The organism is Gordonia ajococcus (genome assembly GCF_012974285.1).
Lineage (GTDB): Bacteria > Actinomycetota > Actinomycetes > Mycobacteriales > Mycobacteriaceae > Gordonia > Gordonia amicalis.
Map to the genome: position 1 here is coordinate 4,382,556 of NZ_CP052884.1, position 17,041 is coordinate 4,399,596.

A 17,041-nucleotide genomic window follows, 5' to 3' on the forward strand; every position below is an offset into this window, starting at 1 on the left:
TCAGAACCTCTCCGGGTACACGAGAGCCAGGAGAAGGAGCAGCACCGTGATCGCCGCGAGCGCCAGCAGCGCGACGTTGATCACCCCGTCGGCGGTCACGACTTGATCCGCAGGTCGAGGCCGCGAACGGCCAGTATGCACAAGCCGAACCCGGAGATGGCAAGCAGCAGGAACAGCAGATCCGCCACGATGACTCACTCTCTGATCGCACCGATGGCCCACCGTGTGGTGGGCACACCGAAGGATCACGCGCCGCGAGCGGCACCGGAGAGTTCTTAACGCCTTTCTTACGGAAGGCCGGCCGTTATTGACGGCTCGTTGTCGCCGGTCGGACCCGCCCCGCTACGCCGCGGTGATCGCAATCCCGATGGTCCCGCTCTCTCCCCGCCGGATCTTGCTGCTGAACAGCAGCACCCGCGCCAGGAGTCCGTACTTCTCGGCGAGCTTCTTGCGGACGTGCCTGGTGCCCTCGGCGTCGAGCACCACCCCGGTGCCGGACACCGGTTCGCCGGAGAGTTTCTTTCCGCGCGCATCGGTCGCCTGGACCACTACCTTCGGATTCCGCTTGAGACGCTTGACCTTCCACGCTTCGGTTTCCGACCATACGAGCAGCCGATCGCCGTCGAGAACCGCCCAGACCGGCGACGACACCGGTGTGCCGTCCTTGCGATAGGTGGTCAGCTGCACGTACTTCGCGGTACCCGCTTCGCCGAACGCCGTCGAATCCTGTGATGTCATGCGGCAATGCTACGGGCGAACAGCGATTGTGCATGGGTTGTCGGCCAGTCGGCGGGGGTGGTCTCACCGCCGAGCACACCTGCGTCGCAGAGCGTCGCCCAGGCGGTCACCTGGTTGGCGGAGAGGACCGGCTTGCCGAGCTCGGACTCCAGGTCGGCGAGGATGTCATAGGTCCACAGGTTGGTACAGGAGACGAAGACGGCGTCGGCGTCGGGATGGTTCGCGGCGCGGATGAGGTCCGCCGTCACGTGGTACGGGATGGCCCAGATCTCGTGATCGCGGCCGAGACCCGCCTGGGCGACGACGTTTCTCCCGGATTCGGCGAGGAAGTCGCACAGCAGTCCGGTGAGCGCCGCGGTATACGGCGTCGCGACCGCCAATGTCCCGACGTTCATGGTGTTCAGCGCCCGGATCAGCGCCTCCGAGGTCGTGACCGCCCGCTCGGCTCCGGCGGCGAGCATGCAGTTGGAGATCTCCATCGCGCCCGCCATCCCGTAGACGAAGCTGCCGGAGGCGCACGCGTATCCGAACGCCCGGGGCGCGACCGACGAGACGGCTCTCACCGCCGCCGAGATCTCCGCGTGATTGTTGAGATCGCGGCACAGCTCGACGTCGACGGGCGCGTCGATGTAGCCGGTCCGCGTGAAGTAGAGCGAGACCGATTCCGGCATCCAGCGCCACAGCTCGCGGTCGAGGGCCATGTCGAACGGGCACACCATCCCGATGCCGATCTGGGCGTCCATGCAGGGATGATGGCACATTGTTGGATTGTCTACAATCGCTGCCGCAGGGCGGCATCCACCTCGTCCCGAATGACGCACTCGTAGGCGTGGTCGTTGACGATCCCGGTGGCCTGCATGAGCGCGAACATCGTGGTCGGACCGACGAAACGCCAGCCCCGCTTCTTGAGGTCCTTCGACATCGCGATCGATTCCGGCGAGGTCGTCATCGACCCCGGGACGTGCTCGCCCGACGGGGCGTATCCCCAGAAGTACGACTCGAGCGAACCGTGTTCGTCGATGAGGTCGGCCGCCCGCTGCGCGTTGTTGATCGCCGCCTCGATCTTGCCGCGATGCCGGATGATTCCCGCATCGCCGAGCAGTCGCGTGACTTCGGCATCGGTGTAGCGCGCCACCTTCTCGACCTCGAAGCCGGCGAACGCGGCCCGGAAGTTCTCGCGTTTGAGGAGGATCGTGCGCCAGCTGAGGCCGGACTGGAAACCCTCGAGACAGACACGCTCGAACAGCGACGTATCGTCGGTGGTCGGGAATCCCCACTCGGTGTCGTGATAGGTGGTCTCCGGCTCCCGGCCCGCCCACAAGCAGCGCCGCCGACCGTCTGGGCCTTCTATTGTGCCCTCGGACATGAGTCTCCTCTCGTGGCGAGCAGGCTACGGCACGGTCACGACAGATTGCCGCCGTTATCATTCCGTTACCAAAGGTTGCGAAAGCATCCCGTTGTGTCTCGCGATAGTCACTTCTCGCCGCCGCCCGCCTAGCGTTGTACACATCGCACACCGAGAGCGCTCCGACACCGTCGTAGATCCCCGCTCCGGAAGCGCGAAAATACATCTGCGGCAAGGAGTCTCGTGATGCATGAATCCGACCTGAACAGTCTCCTTGCCCGCGTGGCAACCGGGGACTCAGACGCCTTCGCCCAGTTCTACGACGCGACGTGTGACCGTGTGTACGGCATGACACTGCGGGTACTGCGCGATCCCGGTTACAGCGAGGAAGCTACCCAGGAGACGTATCTGGCCGTGTGGCGTAACGCCGACAGCTACGATCCCCGGTCGGGTTCGGCACTGTCCTGGATTCTGACGCTGGCGCATCGTCGGGCCGTCGACCGGGTGCGGTCGGAGTCTGCCGCGACCCGGCGCACCGTCGCCTACGGCATCGCCGACACCGGCCGCGAGATCGACGAGGTCAGCGAGTCGGTGGAGCGTCGGGAGATCGCTCGCCTGATCCACACCGGTCTCGAGAACCTCACGCCTCTTCAGCGGCAGGCCATCGAGCTGGCCTACTTCCACGGACTCACCTACCGCGAGGTGTCCGAGCATCTCGGGGTCGCGCTGCCCACGGTCAAGTCCCGCATCCGCGACGGTCTCATCCGTCTGCGCCAGACGGTGCCGGGCCTGGCCGCCGTCGGCTGACCGACCACGGCCCCGGAGACACACCGGGACGACCGCCCAGAGATCCGCCCCGGAAAAGCGCCCTCCATGCCTGCGCCGACGTCATATCGTCGCCGCCGAACCCCTGGAGGGTGGTTTTCCGGGGCGTTTCTCGTGCCGGATCTCAATCACACCTGGCCGTAGGGGTGCCAGCCGTTGTGGTTCCACTTGCCGCCTCGGCGCTCCCGCACCGCGCGCAGGCTGGTACCCACATACCGTTCTTCCAGCTCGGGGTCCGGTGCGCCGGTGTACACCCACCGCTTCGGGTCAAGGTTGCCGTCGGCGTCCCGGTAGGCCTCCCAGTAGTCGACGCGATGCACCGCGCGGACGATGTCGTCGGCGAAGACGAGCACCGGGAGGTCGGGCACCGTGCGATGGGGCCCGGCACGCCATCCGCTCCGCGCCCACTCGTAGATCTGTTCGGCGCCCGCACCGGGACGAGCCGAATCGTCGACCTTCACCAGCACACATGGTTCGGGCAGCGGCGGTGCGAGCGGTGCCGCATGGCGTAACACCATCTCTTCCAGCGAGATCGCGCCGCTCGGCGCACTGTTCGTCAGCGGGAGTCGCGCCAGGTCGGCGAACTCGACCGTGAACTGCTGCACGTACGACGCCAGCTCCTCGGGCGAGTCGACGACGTCGTCGCCGTGCCGGAGAATCCAGTGCTCGACACCGAATCCGTCGGCGTCGATGTCTCGGATACGCTCCTCGGCCGCGGACCGGACGGCCGGTGAATCGGCGTCCCCCACCACCTCCCCCGCGTCCGGCGTGACGCCGGCGAGCGCGGCACGAGCGTGGTGGTGCACCCGATTTCCTCGTCCCGCCCCCACATAGAACACCGATGCGTCACGGGGGTCGACCAGCGCGAAGACGTACACGCCGAGCACCGACTGCACCTCGAGGGGAACGGGTTCCGGCGCGCCCGGCGCTGCCACTCCGACCGGCCGCAGGAGATTCAGAACCGCGTCGACCACCGTGGGCCGCACCCCGAGTCCGCCGCCGCGCAGGCCACCGATGATCACTTCTCCGGCCCGCTCCCGGTCGACGAAACGTCGACCCGCGTTGGCATCGATCGCGCACACGACGTCGACGACCTCGGCCCTGCGCGCCCGCGTGTCGCGTGACGCGGAGAGCTCGTCCTCCGGGTCGAGCATCTCGGCGAAGGCCGTCGACTCCAGGAACTCGCCGAGCGCGCCGACCGGCAGTTCGACGGCGTCCATCCTGCTCATCGCACGCCGCCTACGACATGGAGAGTGGGTGGCTTTCGGTTCATGGTGGCGATGATGCCAGCACGGTCGCCCGTGGAGTGGTTAGACTCGGTTCCGTGCCAGCCTTCAGTCCCCTCGAATGGCCGGTGTTCCGCCAGCTGCGGTCGGGTGACGTCTTCGGACGCGGGCCCGCCGTCACGTCGGCGAAGACACGTGCCATCGAGCCGCGTACGGCCACTGCCGACCGTGTGGTGCAGAGTGTGTGCCCGTTCTGCGCCGTCGGGTGTGGCCAGAAGGTGTACGTGAAGGACGAGCGCGTCGTCCAGATCGAAGGCGACCCGGACTCCCCCATCTCGCGCGGACGATTGTGCCCCAAGGGCGCGTCGAGCGAACAACTCGTCAACAACCCGTTGCGCCAGACCACGATTCGTTACCGGGCCCCGTACGCGACCGAATGGCAGGACCTCGACCGCGACACGGCCATCGACATGATCGCCGATCGTTTCCTGGAGGCGAGGCGTCGCGGCTGGCAGGATCACGACGACGAGGGTCGTCCGCTGCGACGCACGATGGGTATCGCCTCGCTCGGTGGCGCCACGCTCGACAACGAAGAGAACTACCTGATCAAGAAGCTCTTCACCGCAGCGGGCGCGATACAGATCGAGAACCAGGCGCGCATATGACACTCCGCAACGGTTCCCGGTCTGGGGACCTCGTTCGGACGCGGCGGCGCAACGCAATCACTGCAGGACATGGCCAACGCCGATTGCATCATCCTCATGGGTGGCAACATGGCCGAGGCACACCCGGTGGGTTTCCAGTGGGTCTCTGAGGCCAAGGCCAGGGGTGCGCGGGTCATCCATGTCGACCCGCGGTTCACGCGGACCTCGGCGGTGTCCGACCGGCACATCTCCATTCGGGCCGGCTCCGACGTCGTCCTGCTCGGTGCGCTGATCAACTACGCGATCACCCACGAGAAGTACTTCCGCGAGTACGTCGTCGCCTACACCAACGCTGCGACGCTGGTCTCGGCGGACTTCCGCGACACCGAGGACCTCGACGGCCTGTTCTCCGGATTCGACTCGGAGACAGGGGAATACGACGCCAGTTCGTGGGCGTACGAGGAACCGCAGCCGAACTCCGAGGACGGCACGGTGGACTCGCCCGGTGGAGCGGACGAGGGTCCGCGCGCCAGGGACCGCGCGGTCGGCCACGAACACGGCTCCGGGGGGCCGCCCCTCGAACACGGCGCCACTGTTCGCGACGAGTCGCTGGAACATCCGCGTAGCGTGTTCCAGATCGTCAAACGGCACTACTCGCGCTACACGCCGGAGATGGTGCGCGACATGTGCGGCATCTCCCTCGAGGATTTCGAGTACCTCGCGCGGTCGGTCACCGACAACTCCGGGCGCGACCGCACGACCTGCTTCGGCTACGCGACCGGCTGGACCCAACACACCTTCGGCGCCCAGTTCATCCGCGCCGCGTCGGTCTTGCAGCTCCTGCTCGGCAACGTCGGGCGTCCGGGTGGCGGCATCATGGCGCTGCGCGGTCACGCCAGCATCCAGGGCTCGACCGACATCCCCACCTTGTTCAACCTGCTGCCCGGCTATCTCCCGATGCCGTCGGCGGGCAAACACGACACCTTCGACGAGTACATCGAGGCGATCACGTCGAGGAACGAGAAGGGCTACTGGGCCAACGCCGAGGACTATCTGGTGAGTCTCCTCAAGGCGTGGTTCGGCGACGCCGCGACCGCGGAGAACGACTGGTGCTACGACCATCTGCCGCGCCTGACGGGTCCCGCCGGCACCTACCAGACGACGGTCGACATGCTCGCCGGCAAGGTCGACGGGTATTTTGTCCTGGGCCAGAACCCCGCCGTCGGCTCGGCCAACGGTCGCCAGGCACGGATGGCGATGTCCCACCTGAAGTGGCTCGTCGTCCGCGACCTCAACATGATCGAGTCGGCGATGTGGTGGAAAGAGGGGCCGGAGATCGACTCGGGTGAGTTGCGCACCGAGGACATCGCCACCGAGGTGTTCTTCATGCCCGCTGCCACCCACGTGGAGAAGGCCGGCTCGTTCACCCAGACGCAGCGGATGGTGCAGTGGCGTCACCAGGCCGTCGAGCCGCCCGGTCAGTGCCAGAGCGAGATGGACTTCTTCTTCGAGCTCGGACGACGCATCCGTGAACGCCTCGCCGACTCGACCGACGAACGCGACCGTCCACTGCTCGACCTCACCTGGGACTATCCGCTCGACGACCACGGCAACCCCGAACCCGAGACGGTCCTGTCGGAGATCAACGGCTACCACGTGTCCGGACCCGATGCCGGCAAGAACCTGACGTCGTACACCGAGATGGCGCGTGACGGCTCGACCGCCGGCGGCTGCTGGATCTACACCGGCGTGTACGCGGATGCCCACAACATGGCGGCGCGGCGCGTACCCCAGGGCGGTGGCGGCATCACCCAGCACGAGTGGGGCTGGGTGTGGCCCGCGGATCGTCGAATCCTCTACAACCGCGCGTCCGCCGATCCCGACGGCAGACCGTGGAGCGAACGCAAGCGGTACATGGAATGGGACGCCGACATGGGCCGCTGGGTGGGCCCCGACGTGCCGGACTTCCCGGTCGATCTCGCACCCGACGCACATCCCGACCCGTCACTCGGGGGTGTCGACGCGCTGTGCGGCGACGACCCGTTCATCATGCAGGCCGACGGCAAGGGCTGGCTCTTCGCGCCGCGCGGACTCGTCGACGGCCCGCTGCCGACCCATTACGAACCGCAGGAATCCCCGGTCGTCAACGCGCTGTATCCGCAGCAGCAGTCGCCGGCACGCGTCCTCTTCCCGCGTGCGGACAACCTCGACGCCCCGAGTGGAGAGATGCCCGGCGCCGACGTGTACCCGTTCGTGTTCACCACCTACCGGCTGACCGAACACCACACCGCAGGCGGCATGAGTCGCTGGACGCCGTATCTGTCGGAGCTGCAGCCGGAGATGTTCTGCGAGATCTCTCCGCAACTGGCCGCCGAGCGCGGACTGAGCAACGAGGGGTGGGCCACGATCATCTCGCCACGCGCTGCCATCGAGGCCCGCGTTCTGGTGACCGACCGGATGAGGCCGTTGACCATCAACGGCCGCCAGGTGCACCAGGTGGGCCTTCCGTACCACTGGGGCGTCGGCTCCGACGCCGTGGTCAGCGGCGACGCCGCCAACGACCTCATCGGGGTCACACTGGATCCCAACGTGCAGATCCAGGAGTCGAAGGTCGGTTCGTGCGACGTGATCGCCCGGCCGCCGGCCCCAGGGTGCCGCCCTGATCGACCTGGTACGTGCGTACCAGGAGCGTGCCGGGGTGACCACCGAGACCGACAACCAGCACATCACCGGAAAGGCGGAGGAGTAGATGGGGCAGCTGTCCGGACCGACCGATCCGACCTCCGACGTGGGGTGGCACACGCACGAGACCCGCAAAGGGTTCTTCACCGACACCTCGATCTGCATCGGCTGCAAGGCCTGTGAGGTCGCCTGCAAGGAATGGAATTCCAATCCCCGCGACGGCGACCTCGAACTGACCGGTATGTCGTATGACAACACCGTCGCGCTGGGCGCCAGCACATGGCGCCACGTCGCGTTCATCGAACAGAGCGCCGATCGCATCGCCGAAGCCCGCGAGTCTGGGCGTGCTCTGGTCGGACTCGGCATGCCGTCCATGCCGCCACCACCGCTGGCTGAGCCGGCACCGAGCGCAGCGAGGCGCCGCGTCGAAGCCACCCCACCGCCACCTCTGCCGGCTGAGCCGGCACCGAGCGCAGCGAGGCGCCGCGTCGAAGCCACGCCACCGGACACCCCCGAGTTCCGCTGGCTCATGTCCTCGGACGTCTGCAAACACTGCACCCACGCCGGCTGCCTCGACGTGTGCCCCACCGGAGCACTGTTCCGCACCGAGTTCGGGACCGTGGTCATCCAGGACGACGTCTGCAACGGGTGCGGAACATGTGTCGCCGGTTGCCCTTTCGGGGTCGTCGAGCGTCGCGCCGACGGCACCGCCGCGCCGACGACCCGTTCCGGCGAACGCAAGGGTGAGCAACCCGAGGTGCCGAAACGTGGTGTCGCGCAGAAGTGCACGCTCTGTTACGACCGGCTCCTCGACGACGAGACACCCGCCTGCGCGCAGACCTGCCCGACCACCTCGATCAAATACGGCGACCACGACGACCTGGTCGCCGACGCTCACCGCCGCGTCGCCCAACTCCATGAGCAGGGCATGACCGAAGCGCGTCTCTATGGCGCCAACCCCGACGACGGCGTCGGCGGGACCGGTTCGGTGTTCCTGCTGCTGGACGAACCCGAGGTCTACGGCCTTCCGCCGGACCCGCGCGTGTGCACCGCCGATCTGCCGTCGATGTACAAGCGGGCCGGTGTCGCCGCTGCCGGGATGCTCGTGGCGGCCGCGGTGTCGTTCCTGCGGGGTGGCCGATGACGTCGTCGGAATTCGATTCCTTTCGCCCGCCGGAGCCGCCACGTGGTCGTGGGCGTGGGCTGGGGCGCGGCGGTAAACGCAAGCAGCGCAGGGACTTCGGTCAGGGTGACGGCAACCGCGAGATGTCGATGGTGCCCGACGCCGAATTCTCTTCCTACTATGGGCATCCGGTGGTCAAACCACCGCCGTGGGACGAGAAGGTCGCCGCCTACCTGTTTCTCGGCGGCGTCGCCGGCGGGTCAGGAGTACTCGCAGCAGGCGCCCAGTTGACGGGTCGCGACGCCCTGCGCCGAAACGCCCGGCTGGGCGGACTCGGCGCCGTGGGGCTGGGTGCGATCGCCCTCGTGGCCGATCTCGGGCGTCCCGACCGCTTCTACAACATGCTGCGCACGTTCAAGGTGACCTCGCCGATGAGCGTGGGATCGTGGATTCTCTCGGCGTTCAGCGGCGCGCTCGGCGTGGCCGCGGTCGGTGAGATCGACCGGATGACCGGTTCGCGGCTGCCGCTCGGCGTGCTGCGGCCGGTTCTGCGGGCCGTGGAGGCACCGGCCGGACTCGCCGCCGCCGTCGCCGGGCCACCACTCGCCGTGTACACCGCGGTGCTGCTGTCCGACACTGCAGTACCCACGTGGAACGCCATGCACCGCGACCTGCCGTTCGTCTTCGTCAGCTCCGCGAGCCTGGCGGCGAGCGGTCTGGCACTCGTCACCACCCCGACCGCCCAGGCCGGCCCGGCGCGCACTCTCGCCACGCTCGGCGTCGCCGGGGATCTCACCGCGATGCGCCTGATGGAGCGCCGCATGGACCCGGTGACCGCCGAACCCCTGCACGACGGGACAGCGGGCAAGCTCCTGCGGTGGAGTGAACGTCTCGCCCTCGCGGGCGGCATCGGGGCCCTGGCCGGCGGACGTTCCCGACCGGTCGCCGTCGCATCGGGCCTCGCGTTGCTCGCCGCATCGGCGTGTACGCGGTTCGGCATCTTCGACGCGGGCATCGAGTCCGCGAAGAACCCGCGCTACACCATCGAACCCCAGAAGCGTCGGCTTGCCGCACGACGCGCGGCCGGCATCACCGGCGACTCGATCACGACCGGTCCACCCGTCACCGAATCCTGATCCCCGACCCGGCGACGGTCTCCCCGATCACGGGATATCCCGGCACCTCCCCGACGACCAGCAGCCCACCGGACGTCTGCGCGTCGGCGAGGAACAGCAGGTCGTCCTCGGAGACGCCGTCGTCGGCGCTCAGATGCGGGTGCACCCAGTCGAGGTTCCGGCGGGTGCCGCCCGAGACGTAGCCGTCGCGGAGCGCCTCGCGGGCACCGCTCACCGCCGGGACCGCGCTGCGGTCGATCACCGCGCCGACACCCGACGCACGGCACATCTTGTGCAGATGACCGAGCAAACCGAAGCCGGTGACATCGGTGGCCGCGCGGGCCCCGGCGTCGACGGCAGCTGCCGATGCCTTCCGGTTCAGCGTGGTCATGAGCGTGATCGCCTCGTCGAACACCTCTCCGGTCTGCTTGTGCCGGTTGTTGAGGAGCCCGACGCCGATCGGTTTGGTGAGGGTGATGGGCAGCCCGGCTTCGGCGGCGTCGTTGCGCAGCAGCTTCTCGGGTGCCGCGACGCCGGTGACGGCCATGCCGTACTTGGGTTCGGGGTCGTCGATGGTGTGCCCGCCGATGACCGGGCACCCGGCCTCGGCGCCGATGGCGAGACCACCCCTCAGCACCTCGGTCATCAGGTCCATCGGCAGCACACCTCGTGGCCAGCCGACGAGGTTGATCGCGACCACCGGCGTCCCGCCCATCGCGTAGATGTCCGAGAGCGCGTTGGCCGCGGCGATACGACCCCATTCGAAGGGGTCGTCGACGACCGGGGTGAAGAAGTCGGCGGTGGACAGCACGGCGAGGTCGTCGCGGATACGGACCGCCGCGGCGTCGTCACCGTCGTCGAGCCCGACGATGATGTCGTCACCGACCTGGCCGGTCAGCCCGGCGACCGCCTCCTCGAGTTCGCCCGGCGGGATCTTGCACGCACAACCGCCACCATGGGCGTAACCGGTCAGTCGGACAGGGGCATCGTTGCTGACAGTCACCCTGCCGACAGTAGCGCCGACTGATCGCCGGCGTGCCTGGCGCGGATGAGCCGGGTCGCGTCCGAGAGGCGACACGATAGGTTGTAGGACACACGGAGGCGTACGGGTCCTGGTGGGCTCCCCGGTCTTCAAAACCGAGGAGGTCGAGTATCTCGGCCTGGCGGGTTCGATTCCCGTCCGCCTCCGCCAGGAAAACGCCGGCTGAGCCGGCACCGAGCGTAGCGAGAGCCACCCACCGCCGGCTGAGCCGGTGACGAGCGAAAGCGAGGAGCCGTGTCGAAGCCCCCCGAAGCCGCCGTCCCCGCCGACCCGCGCCGACACATTCCGCGCACGGATGGCCTGCTGGCCCTACCGGCGGTGGCGGATGCGCGAGATCGACTGGGTGACATGGCTGTTCGGGCGATCATCCGCGATGCCCAGGAGTCGGCTCGTCGTGGCGAGATCCCACCGGAAGACGTCGAACCACGAGTCGTCGGAGAATTGACCGCCCGACCTGTCTCGTCGGCTCGGCCGGTCCTCAACGCCACCGGCGTGGTGGTTCACACCAACCTCGGCCGTGCCCCGTTGTCGGCGGCGGCACTCGAAGCGGTCGTCGCCGCATCGGGCTACGTCGACGTGGAACTCGACCTGCAGACCGGTCAGCGATCCAAACGCGGTGCGACCACCCGAGCCGCGCTGCTGCAGGCCTGTCCCGCGGCGGGCGATGCCCTGATGGTGAACAACGGGGCGGCGGCCCTGGTCCTCGCTACCACCGCACTCGCCGCCGGTCGGGCGGTCGTGATCAGCCGTGGCGAGATGATCGAGATCGGCGCGGGATTCCGGCTCACGGAGCTCATCGCATCCACCGGCGCGCGCCTGCACGAGGTCGGCACCACCAACCGCACCCATGTCCGCGACTATGCCGAGGCGGTTGCCGGGGACGACGTCGGCGCCATCCTCAAGGTGCATCCGAGCAACTTCCGCGTCGAGGGTTTCACCAGCGAGACCTCGCTGACCGAACTGCGCGACCTGGGCCGGACTCACGGCGTGCCGGTGATCGCCGACATCGGTAGCGGACTCCTGCAGCCCGATCCCCTCCTCCCCGACGAGCCGGATGCCACCACCGCGCTCACCGCCGGCGCCGACCTGGTCATCGCCAGCGGCGACAAGCTCCTCGGCGGACCGCAGGCCGGTCTCCTGCTCGGCGACGCCGCACTCGTGCAGCGGTTGGCCAGACATCCGCTGGCTCGCGCTGTGCGCGCCGACAAGCTGGCACTTGCGGCGATGGAGGCGACGGTCGGCGGTCCGCGGCCGCCGGTCCACGAGTATCTCCATGCCGACGCCGACCGCCTCCGCGCGCGTGCTGAGAGTCTGGGCGCCGCAACCGGTTTCCCTGTCGTCGAACACGACGGACGGGTCGGCGGCGGGGGCGCGCCAGGTGTACCCCTACGCGGGTGGGCGGTGCGTCTTCCGGTGGGCGCCGCGCAGCGGCTGCGGCTCGGCGACCCCGCCGTCCTGCCGCGCGTACACGACTCCGCCTGCCTCGTCGACCTGCGTTGCATCCCCGAGGCCGACGACGCGAGGGTCCTCGCCGCGATCAAGCAGGCGCTCGCCGATCAGTGAGGTCTCGCGCGAAGTACGTGGTGGCCACCGCGGGGCACGTCGACCACGGCAAGTCGACGCTGGTGCGTGCACTCACCGGTATCGAGCCGGACCGCTGGGAGGAGGAACGACGCCGCGGTCTGACGATCGACCTCGGATTCGCCTGGACGACACTGCCATCGGGCGCAGATGTCGCCTTCGTCGATGTCCCCGGTCACGAGCGGTTCATCCCCAACATGCTGGCCGGACTCGGTCCCGCGCCGGTCGTACTGTTCGTCGTCGCCGCCGACGAGGGCTGGAGTGCCCAGTCCGACGATCACCGGGACGCGCTCGCCGCGCTCGGTGTCGACTACGGGCTGTTGGTGATCTCGCGTGCGGATCGCGCGGAGGAGAATCACATCGATGACGTGATCGCCACCGCCCGTGCCGAGTTGGCCCGGACCGGACTGGCCGAGGCGCCGGCGGTCGTGACCTCCGCTCCCACCGGGCGTGGCCTCGATGAACTGCGCCGCACCCTCGACACGGTCCTCGCGCAGACGCCATCTCCTTCGACGTCGGGGCGCGTCCGCCTCTGGATCGACCGCGTTTTCACCCGCACCGGGGCGGGCACGGTGGTCACCGGCACGCTGCCTTCGGGCACGATCGGGGTCGGTGACACCATGGAGCTGGTGGGCCCCGACGGGCACCGGTCGGTCGATGTCCGCGGATTGCAGAGCGAGGGAACATCTCTCACGACCGCGGCGCCGGTCAGCCGAGTCGCCGTCAATCTCCGTGGTGTCGGCGTCGAGACCCTCGCGCGTGGAGACGCTCTCGTCACTCCGGGAGCCTGGCATTCGTCGGTCGAGGCAGACATCCGCCGCGTCGGTGGCGTCCCGTTCGACGATGCTCCCGAGCACCTCGTCGTCCACATCGGAACCGCTGCACTGACAGCCCGCCTGCGCCGCTTCGACTCCGACCACGCACGCCTGACATTCGCACGTGCCGTGCCACTGTCCCGGGATGATCGTCTCGTGTTGCGAAATCCCGGTCAGCGCATCGTCGGTGGCGGGATCGTCCTGCACCCCGATCCGCCCGGGCTCCGTCGCCGCGGCGACTCAGCTCGCCGGACCGCCGTCCTGGCCGGGATGAGTGAAGACGGCGGCGCCGCGGAAGAGGTTGCCCGACGTGGCGCCGTGCGCGTTCCGGATCTGCATCGGCTCGGCCTCGTCCACGACGGTGAGACGCCACCGCCGGGGGTTCGTGTCATCGACGAGTGGTGGGTCGACGAATCCACCTGCGCGGCATGGGCCCGGCGCCTGCACGACGCGGTCGTCGGAGTTCATGAGCGTGAGCCCATGTCCGCCGGCCTGTCGACGTCAGGGGTTCCTTCGTTGCTGAATCTCCCTGACGGAGCACTGTTGCCGACGGTGATCGCCGACGCCGGACTCACGTCGTCCGACGGCCATCTCTCGATCCCGGGCCATGTCCCGGATCTCGGTGACGCCGACGAAGCGATGAACGCTCTCGAGCGCCGTCTGGCCGAGCAGCCGTTCCGCGCTCCCGAGGCGGACGATCTCTCCGCGCTCGGCCTGGGGACCAGGGAGCTCGCGGCTGCCGAGCGCACCGGCCGCATCCTCCGCTTGCGCGACGGCGTGGTGCTGTTGCCGACCGCGCCGGCGCTGGCCATGCGGACCCTCGCCGCACTCGACCAGCCGTTCACGACCAGCGAGGCCCGCCAGGCGCTCTCCACGACGAGACGCGTGATGATCCCACTGCTCGAACACCTCGACGCCCGGGGTTGGACCCGCCGCCTCGACGCCGGGCACCGAGAGGTCGTGCGCCCCACCGCCGGCTGAGCCGGCACCGAGCGGTCGTGCGCCACACCGCCGGCTGAGCCGGCACCGAGCGGTCGTGCCCCCCACCGCCGGCTGAGCCGGCACCGAGCGGTCGTGCGCCCACACCGCCGGCTGAGCCGGCACCGAGCGGTCGTGCGCCCCACCGCCGGCTGAGCCGGCACCGAGCGCAGCGAGGCGCCGCGTCGAAGCCCAGGTAATCGGAGTCGTCGACTGGAACCACGACAAAGGGACCCACCCCGAAGGGTGGGTCCCTCTCTAGATCTGAACTCAGCCGAGCACCAACGACTCCCCGTCGGCACTGACGTTCACCGGAACGATGTCGCCGTCGCGGATGTCTCCCTTCAGCAACTGCCTGGCGAGCTGGTCACCGATGGCCTGCTGCACCAGCCGGCGCAGCGGACGAGCACCGTACAGCGGATCGAATCCACGTGCGCCGAGCCATTCCTTGGCCTTCGGCGACACCTCGAGGTCGAGGCGACGCTGGGCCAGCCGCTTCTTGAGCTGTCCGAGTTGGATGTCGACGATCGCCACCAGCTCCTCGGGGCTGAGAGCATCGAAGATCACCACGTCGTCGAGCCGGTTGATGAACTCGGGCTTGAACGCCGAGCGCACCGCCGCCATGACCTGATCCTTGTCGCCACCCGCGCCGAGGTTCGAGGTCAGGATCAGGATGGTGTTGCGGAAGTCCACCGTCCGTCCCTGGCCGTCGGTGAGTCGGCCTTCGTCGAGCACCTGCAGCAGCACGTCGAACACGTCCGGGTGGGCCTTCTCGATCTCGTCGAACAGGACCACCGTGTACGGGCGACGACGCACGGCCTCGGTCAGCTGACCTCCGGCCTCGTACCCGACATAGCCGGGGGGAGCACCGACGAGCCTTGCGACGCTGTGCTTCTCGCCGTACTCGCTCATGTCGATGCGGACCATCGCCCGCTCGTCGTCGAACAGGAACTCCGCGAGCGCCTTGGCCAGCTCGGTCTTGCCGACACCGGTGGGGCCGAGGAACATGAACGAGCCGAGCGGCCGGTTCGGGTCGGCGACACCGGCGCGTGCACGACGCACCGCGTCGGAGACGGCTTCGACAGCGGCCTTCTGACCGATGACGCGTTGCCCCAGTTCGTCTTCCATGCGCAGCAGCTTGGCGGTCTCACCTTCGAGCATGCGTCCGGCCGGGATTCCGGTCCACGACGACACGACCTGCGCCACGTCGTCGGGTCCGACCTCCTCCTGCAGCATCACGTCCTGGCCGGGATCGGTGCCGGTCTTCTCCAGTGCGGCCTCGAGTTCCTTCTCCAGGCCCGGGATTCGGCCGTACCGCAGCTCGGCCGCGCGCCCGAGGTCACCGTCGCGCTCGGCGCGATCGGCCTCGCCGCGAAGACGATCCAGCTCCTCCTTGAGGTCGCGTACCGCGTCGATCGCGGTCTTCTCCGACTGCCACCGCGCGGAGAGCTCGTTGAGCTTCTCCTTCTGGTCGGCCAGTTCGGCGCGTAGCTTCTCGAGCCGCTCCTTCGACGCCGCGTCGGTTTCCTTCTGCAGCGCAACCTCTTCGACCTCCAGCCGGCGGACGATGCGCTCGACCTCGTCGATCTCGACGGGGCGCGAGTCGATCTCCATCCGTAACCGCGACGCCGCCTCGTCGACGAGGTCGATGGCCTTGTCGGGGAGGAATCGCGAGGTGATGTAGCGGTCGGAAAGTGTTGCCGCAGCGACCAATGCGGAGTCGGTGATGCGCACGCCGTGGTGCACCTCATACCGGTCCTTGAGGCCGCGGAGGATACCGATGGCGTCCTCGACCGACGGTTCGCCGACGTACACCTGCTGGAAGCGACGCTCGAGTGCGGCGTCCTTCTCGATGTACTTGCGGTACTCCTCGAGGGTCGTGGCACCGACCAGCCGCAGCTCACCACGGGCGAGCATCGGCTTGATCATGTTGCCGGCGTCCATCGCGGAATCGCCGGTCGCACCGGCCCCGACGATGGTGTGCAGCTCGTCGATGAAGGTGATGACCTGTCCGGCCGATCCCTTGATCTCGTCGAGCACGGCCTTGAGCCGCTCCTCGAATTCGCCGCGGTACTTGGCACCGGCGACCATCGAACCCATGTCGAGGGAGATGACGGTCTTGCCGCGCAGCGATTCCGGCACGTCGCCGGCGACGATGCGCTGGGCCAGGCCCTCGACGATCGCCGTCTTGCCGACGCCGGGCTCACCGATGAGGACCGGGTTGTTCTTGGTCCGCCGGCTGAGCACCTGCACGACACGCCGGATCTCGGTGTCGCGCCCGATGACCGGGTCGAGCTTGCCTTCGCGGGCCGCCGCGGTCAGGTCGGTCGAGTACTTCTCGAGTGCCTGGTAGGTCGACTCCGGGTCCTCGGAGGTGACCCGGGCGCTGCCGCGTACGGCGACGAACGCGTCCCGCAACTCCTGCGGGGTCGCGCCGGCGTTGTGCAGCAACTTGGCGACGTCGGAGTCACCGGTCGCCAGACCGACGACGACGTGCTCGGTCGAGACGTACTCGTCGTCGAGTTCACCGGCCAGCTGCTGAGCTGCACTGATGGCCGCGATCGATTCGCGGGAAAGCTGGGGCGTCGCACTGGCCTGGGCCACCGTCGGCATGCGATCGACCAGTCCCTGGGCCTGCGCACGAACGCTCGACGGGTCCACGCCCACTGCCTTGAGCAGTGGCGACGCGATGCCGTCGGACTGATCGAGCAACGCCACCAGGATGTGGGCCGGTCGCACATCGGGGTTGCCAGCACTGGCCGCCGCCTGCACAGCAGCGCTCAATGCCTGCTGTGTCTTCGTGGTGGGGGTGAAGCTGTCCACTCGCGTGCACCTTTCTCTTTAGTCCAACAGGCTCAAGTATGAGCCATACGGAGGATGCAACGCCAACAAAGTTGAGTACATTCCGCTCAGCTTCGATATAGATG

12 protein-coding genes, 1 tRNA gene and 1 pseudogene are annotated in these 17,041 nt (G+C 68.4%); 7 read left to right on the forward strand and 7 right to left on the reverse strand.

The window, feature by feature from the left end; all coding sequences use genetic code 11:
- The 4 genes from GAA2_RS19760 to GAA2_RS19775 all read right to left on the reverse strand — a co-directional run bounded on the left by GAA2_RS19760 (position 1) and on the right by GAA2_RS19775 (position 2,104).
- Positions 1-99: a potassium-transporting ATPase subunit F gene (locus tag GAA2_RS19760; RefSeq protein WP_096274669.1), complete on the reverse strand. Its 99-nt coding sequence runs from the start codon at positions 97-99 to the stop codon at positions 1-3.
- Positions 100-342: 243 nt separating this feature from the next.
- Positions 343-738, reverse strand: coding sequence for a PPOX class F420-dependent oxidoreductase (locus GAA2_RS19765; RefSeq protein ID WP_096274670.1), 396 nt, complete (start codon positions 736-738; stop codon positions 343-345).
- Positions 735-1,481, reverse strand: a complete 747-nt coding sequence (locus GAA2_RS19770; RefSeq protein WP_096274671.1) for an Asp/Glu/hydantoin racemase — start codon at positions 1,479-1,481, stop codon at positions 735-737. Before GAA2_RS19770 ends, GAA2_RS19765 begins: the two co-directional genes overlap by 4 nt.
- 29 nt (positions 1,482-1,510) lie before the next feature.
- Positions 1,511-2,104 (reverse strand): DNA-3-methyladenine glycosylase I, encoded by a 594-nt coding sequence (locus GAA2_RS19775; RefSeq protein WP_191834529.1) that lies wholly within the window; start codon positions 2,102-2,104, stop codon positions 1,511-1,513.
- 225 nt (positions 2,105-2,329) lie between these two features.
- Here GAA2_RS19775 and sigK point away from each other — a divergent pair, with 225 nt between their 5' ends.
- Positions 2,330-2,890 carry an ECF RNA polymerase sigma factor SigK gene (sigK, locus tag GAA2_RS19780; protein WP_024498126.1) on the forward strand — a complete coding sequence of 187 codons (561 nt, stop codon included), beginning with the start codon at positions 2,330-2,332 and terminating at the stop codon, positions 2,888-2,890.
- A 146-nt stretch (positions 2,891-3,036) separates the two neighbouring features.
- Here the strand turns inward: sigK and GAA2_RS19785 are convergent, their stop codons facing one another.
- Entirely contained in the window at positions 3,037-4,128 is a 1,092-nt protein-coding gene (locus tag GAA2_RS19785) for a GIY-YIG nuclease family protein (protein ID WP_191835029.1), read from the reverse strand.
- 104 nt (positions 4,129-4,232) lie between these two features.
- Here GAA2_RS19785 and fdh point away from each other — a divergent pair.
- The 3 genes and pseudogenes from fdh to nrfD all read left to right on the forward strand — a co-directional run bounded on the left by fdh (position 4,233) and on the right by nrfD (position 9,719).
- Positions 4,233-7,527 (forward strand): annotated as a pseudogene (fdh, locus tag GAA2_RS19795) (formate dehydrogenase).
- Positions 7,528-8,604 carry a 4Fe-4S dicluster domain-containing protein gene (locus tag GAA2_RS19800; RefSeq protein ID WP_191834530.1) on the forward strand — a complete coding sequence of 359 codons (1,077 nt, stop codon included), beginning with the start codon at positions 7,528-7,530 and terminating at the stop codon, positions 8,602-8,604.
- Positions 8,601-9,719 carry an NrfD/PsrC family molybdoenzyme membrane anchor subunit gene (nrfD, locus tag GAA2_RS19805; protein WP_191834531.1) on the forward strand — a complete coding sequence of 373 codons (1,119 nt, stop codon included), beginning with the start codon at positions 8,601-8,603 and terminating at the stop codon, positions 9,717-9,719. The genes GAA2_RS19800 and nrfD overlap by 4 nt, the downstream gene beginning before the upstream one ends.
- Here nrfD and selD read toward each other — a convergent pair.
- Positions 9,706-10,701 (reverse strand): selenide, water dikinase SelD, encoded by a 996-nt coding sequence (selD, locus tag GAA2_RS19810; protein WP_191834532.1) that lies wholly within the window; start codon positions 10,699-10,701, stop codon positions 9,706-9,708. The two genes, nrfD and selD, sit on opposite strands and share 14 nt — an antisense overlap.
- 94 nt (positions 10,702-10,795) lie before the next feature.
- Between selD and GAA2_RS19815 the strand changes: the two genes are divergently transcribed.
- The 3 genes from GAA2_RS19815 to selB all read left to right on the forward strand — a co-directional run bounded on the left by GAA2_RS19815 (position 10,796) and on the right by selB (position 14,117).
- Positions 10,796-10,890 (forward strand) — tRNA-Sec (locus GAA2_RS19815).
- A gap of 84 nt (positions 10,891-10,974) precedes the next feature.
- Complete coding sequence (gene selA / locus GAA2_RS19820; RefSeq protein ID WP_006438137.1) at positions 10,975-12,303, forward strand: L-seryl-tRNA(Sec) selenium transferase; 1,329 nt, start codon at positions 10,975-10,977, stop codon at positions 12,301-12,303.
- Positions 12,300-14,117 carry a selenocysteine-specific translation elongation factor gene (selB, locus tag GAA2_RS19825; RefSeq protein WP_248664827.1) on the forward strand — a complete coding sequence of 606 codons (1,818 nt, stop codon included), beginning with the start codon at positions 12,300-12,302 and terminating at the stop codon, positions 14,115-14,117. The genes selA and selB overlap by 4 nt, the downstream gene beginning before the upstream one ends.
- 267 nt (positions 14,118-14,384) lie before the next feature.
- On the opposite strand, the gene clpB is transcribed toward selB, so the two are convergent.
- Entirely contained in the window at positions 14,385-16,937 is a 2,553-nt protein-coding gene (gene clpB, locus GAA2_RS19830; RefSeq protein ID WP_024498116.1) for an ATP-dependent chaperone ClpB, read from the reverse strand.
- Positions 16,938-17,041: the final 104 nt, after the last annotated feature.